Genomic DNA, 3505 nt, shown 5'->3' on the forward strand with positions numbered 1-3505 from the left:
TGATCGGCCGGAGCCCGGCCCGCAACTCCTCGGCGGTCAGCGCAAGGAACGGGTGGAACGGATAGCCGCTCTCCCGCCCCACCTTGTCCATCTGCCATTCCATGACGGACCAACCCCGCGGGTCGGCGACCGACCGCTCCATGACGGCGCAGACGTCCTCGGCCCAGTCCTCGTGCAACCGAGGCCCGCTCCAAGCGAAGGTGTAGACATCCTCCAGAAGCCGCAGCAATGCCGCTTCCCAGGTGATCTTGTCGAGGTGGCTCATCAGGGTGCCGGGAGGTCTTTCGGTCGGGGCGCGGGCATCGACGTGTAGATGACGTACGGGGGATCGAGGCTGGAATCGTACTTGAGGACGGTATTGACCCACGTGACGCCGACCGGCTTCGCGCTGAGGCCGTGATCCTTGTACCCCGTCCCAGGGATCTTGCCCGGGGACCCGTCCTGGTTGTCCGTGGCCTGCTTCGAGATGTAGTTGCCGCTGACCTCGCGGTTGGGCGTTTCACTGGTGAAGGACTCCCTGTCACCGTTCTGCGGGTTGGAGGCGAGCCACGCGTCGATCTCGGATTGCTTCAGTCGCAGGTTCTGCTCGGTGAGCCGCTGCGCGTCCCCGATCGTCTTGAAGCTCGACGAACCACCGATGCTGGGCTTGGCACCCTCGGGCCACGTGTTGGACGCGCTCGACTGGTCACGCAGGCGCTGCGCGAGCTGCTCGTCGGTCTTGCCCACGTGCTTGTCCAGGGTGTGACCACCGCCGAGGTACTCGTTGGCGGCCAGGTCGAAGGCCACGTTGCCGTTCGAGCCCGGAACGGTCCACTGCTGCTCGTGCTTGAAGTCGTTGAGCGACCGGGCGCCGAAGCCGTGGGCGCGGGCGACGCCGGCCTCGAACTTCGGGGCACTCATGTGCGCTTCGTCCAGGACCTTCTGGAGCGCCTCCATGCGCGTGGTGAGGCCGTCCACGATGCCGGTGTACTCGTCCACGATCCGGTTGAGCTTGGCCTTGTCCAGGTTCAGGACCGTGTTGACGTCGAACTTCAGCAGGAGCCCGACGGCGCCACCCGCCCCGCTGGCCACGCTGGTGACCGCGCCCGCGATGGTCTTGAGACTGGGCTTCTCCTTGGCCTTCTCCAGGTCGTCGAGGATGCTCATGGCGGCCTTCTTCATGGCCCGCTTGAGCTCTTCGAAGACGTCGTGGTTCAGCTCGACGGCGGCTTCCGCATACTCGCGCAGACAGTCGCTGATCTTGATCGCCACGTCGGCCAGGACGGCCATCACCGGCTGACTGCCCGTGGCCACCTGTGCCCCGTGCGGGCCGGTGGTGTGCGCCCACTGGTAGCCGTGCCGGGACGGACCGGACTGCCCCCAGGCCGTCGCACCCCACAGCGCACTGCAGAACGTCCGCATGGCGGCTTCCCAGTCGGCCCGGCCGTGGTTGGTGATGGTGCCGATGATGCTCGTCAGCTCGGCCGCCGTGTTGCCCGGGACGGTCGAGGCGTTCATCCAGCTGTGGCAGTGCGAGTTGAGGTAGTGCTGCTGCGGGAAGGGGTAGACGTCCGCCACTTTGCCGACGCGGAAGATGTTCTTCGCGGCGGGCTGCAGAACATCCCGGACGATCTCCGGTATGCCCTCCATCGCCCCGCGGATCAGGTCGTCTCCGCCGTCGTTGTCACCCCACTTGATGTCGGGGACGCTGGCGAACTTGGGGTCCTTGTCGATGACCGTGGGCAGGGGGCGCTGCTCCGCGGCCTTCCCGGGCTTGGGATGGGCCGCCGCATCGGCCTTGGTGTAGGCGTTGGCGGTCTCCGTGAAGCCGACGGCGACACCACCGATGCTGACCACGCTCTTGCCCAACACCTCCAGCCAGCGGTTGCCTATCTTCTTGTAGGCCTGTGCGAACTTCTCGGCGCTGGTGCCCGCCCCACCGGCGTCCGGGTACTTCTGCAGCTCCTGCACGAGTGTGTTCCCACCTCGCATCATGGGGTCCTGCTGACCGGCGACCCGGCCGGAGACGGTCCACAGGCTCGACGGCTTGACGTCGATGTTGCCGCCTCCGGCAGGCGGCTGCGCCGGGGTGGGGCCCGGGGTGGGGCCGGCCATCAGGCGCCGCCTCCCCAACCCTGGAGCACGGATTTGTTCGCCGCCGCGTAGTTGAGGTGTCCCTTGACCACGACCTCGTGGAGCCAGGCTTGTGCGGCCTTGAGGTCCTGGGCCGAGCGATCCCATTTGTCGAGCTCGTCGATGAAGGCCTGCCGTGCCTCGCCGTCCCAGCTCATAACGGCCTTCTTGGTGCGCTCGTAGAGCAGGTCGAGCTTCTCGTTGAGGTTCTTGAGGATCTCCTCCAGGTCGCCGGAAAGGCGCTGCAAGGTGGCGAAATCGACGGTTATACGGTCGTCGTCCGACATGGTGGGGCTGTTCCTCGCTGCTCTCAGATGTCCTGCAGACGGCTCTGCGGAGCCGCTGGAGCCTGGTCGGGCACGGTCAATTCCTCGGCAGACGCCGCCACGTCCTCCTGGTTTTGTACACGCTTGAACGCGGCCAAGATCTCCAGTTCCTGGGCTGTGAAGCCGTCACGAGCGGCCCGGGTGGCCTCTTCGAGGAGGGCGAGCACCTGCCGGATCCGCACGGCGTCCTCTGCCGCTCCCCGATGCAAGGAGCGGTAGGCCGTAGCCGTGGGACCCTGCCAGCCGGCCGCGATGCTGTCGACCACCCGGTCCATGTCGCGGATCTGCCGTTCCAGATGGCCTTGCATCTGGTCCAGGTCGTCAGCGAGCCGGGTAAGGCCGTCCTCCGAAACCCTCAGATCGCTGTCCTGCATGTCCACCCCTCGCCAGCACTGCCGTGCCGAATTCGTACGTACTGCCTATGAGGTTCGCATATTGTCGAACTGCACGCCTGAGTGCGCGTACTCAGGCGTGTCGGCCAGAGACGGCGTGAACCCCCCAGGCCCACATGCGTACTTGACACGTCGACGCCCGAAGGGTTCTTGCTGCAAGCCGGGGAGCTGCGGGTGGCCGACTCGGTCTCACGGGAAGCTGCGCTACTCAGGCTTCCGGCCGGCTCGCCCGTGCCTTCCGAACCGGCCGATGAATCAGCCTTCCGCCCGCCCGGTCTGCCCATGTCAGCTCAGATGAGAGGCAGACGCGGTCGTCGAGGAGCGCGTAGCGGCCGATCCACCGCCCCGCGCTCACAGCGCGTTGAACGACCAGAAGACTCCGACCTCGTCGGCGGACACCGCGATCAGGCCGAGGTCCATCATGTAGCCGGTGAAGGGGTGGCCGCTTCTGAGGTCCTGTGCCAGGAAGTCGGGTGCGTCGCTAGTACGGGCGAGGCGGGAAGAGGTCCAGAACGCCGCGTCCGGGCCGAAGCGGTCCAGCACGATCCGGGCGTCCGCCAGCACCATGTCCCGGTCTTCCCTCAACCGGACCGGGTTGCTCTCGAAGAACCACTCCTGCGCGAGCGAGGCAAGCAGCTCGACGGCGGCTCCGGCCGTGATCGGCCGGAGCCCGGC

3 protein-coding genes and 2 pseudogenes are annotated in these 3505 nt (G+C 66.8%); all 5 read right to left on the reverse strand.

All coding sequences use genetic code 11. The annotated features are described in order from the left end of the window. Positions 1-265: pseudogene (locus AVW11_RS37265) on the reverse strand (hypothetical protein); the annotation flags it as partial. Further along, positions 265-2094: an RNase A-like domain-containing protein gene (locus AVW11_RS35280; protein WP_076047064.1), complete on the reverse strand. Its 1830-nt coding sequence runs from the start codon at positions 2092-2094 to the stop codon at positions 265-267. The pseudogene AVW11_RS37265 and the gene AVW11_RS35280, both read right to left, overlap by 1 nt. Continuing rightward, positions 2094-2399 (reverse strand): WXG100 family type VII secretion target, encoded by a 306-nt coding sequence (locus tag AVW11_RS35285; RefSeq protein WP_030965255.1) that lies wholly within the window; start codon positions 2397-2399, stop codon positions 2094-2096. The genes AVW11_RS35280 and AVW11_RS35285 overlap by 1 nt, the downstream gene beginning before the upstream one ends. A 23-nt stretch (positions 2400-2422) precedes the next feature. Then, on the reverse strand, positions 2423-2812 hold the full coding sequence (locus AVW11_RS35290) for a WXG100 family type VII secretion target (protein WP_076047065.1): 390 nt from the start codon (positions 2810-2812) through the stop codon (positions 2423-2425). A 369-nt stretch (positions 2813-3181) separates the two neighbouring features. Beyond that, positions 3182-3505 (reverse strand): annotated as a pseudogene (locus AVW11_RS37615) (hypothetical protein); the annotation flags it as partial.

This window comes from Streptomyces amritsarensis, from assembly GCF_001953875.1.
Classification (GTDB): domain Bacteria; phylum Actinomycetota; class Actinomycetes; order Streptomycetales; family Streptomycetaceae; genus Streptomyces; species Streptomyces amritsarensis.